The sequence below is a fragment of the Streptomyces sp. YS-3 genome, from assembly GCF_045257485.1.
Classification (GTDB): Bacteria; Actinomycetota; Actinomycetes; order Streptomycetales; family Streptomycetaceae; genus Streptomyces.
In genome coordinates, this window is sequence record NZ_JBJHPC010001197.1 from 1 (window position 1) to 588 (window position 588).

Below are 588 nucleotides of genomic sequence, written 5' to 3' on the forward strand. Positions count from 1 at the left end.
CCACCCCCCCTCTCCCATACGCTGGTCCCGTGACCCCCGCAGAGCTCTCCCGTACCGTCGTGCGCGCCGTGCGCAGCGTCGTCGACGAGGGTGTGCTCGTTGTGGACGTGCCCCGGGAAGTCAAGGTCGAGCGGCCCCGGCCCGGGGGCGGCGGGGACTACGCCAGTGCCGTTGCCCTCAAGCTCGCCGCCGCCTCCGGGCTCGCCCCCCGTACCGTCGCCGAGGCCCTGCGCGGGCGGCTCGCCGGTGCCCCCGGGCTCGCGCGCGTCGACATCACCGGGCCCGGGTTCCTCAACTTCACCCTGAGCACGTCAACTGATCGGCCCGAGCTGGTCCGCCGGGTGCTGGCCCTCGGGTCGCGCTACGGGTACGGCGACGCCCTCGCCGGGCAGCACCTCTCCTTCGCGCCCGTCGACGAGCCGCGCGCCCTCGCCGTCACCTCCGCCGTCGTCGCGCTGCTGCGCTCGCAGGGGGCCGCCGCCGAGATCGGGCCGTACGGGAGTGAGCGGGTGCCTGTGCTGCCCGATCCCCGTACCGCCGCCCCCCTGGCCGATCTGGTCGGGCCGGACGCCGCCCGTTGGGCCCCTG

1 pseudogene is annotated in these 588 nt (G+C 76.4%); it reads left to right on the forward strand.

Annotated features, from left to right (window positions below):
* Positions 1 to 29 precede the first annotated feature (29 nt).
* A pseudogene (locus ACJA3G_RS38280) lies at positions 30 to 588 on the forward strand (arginine--tRNA ligase); the annotation flags it as partial.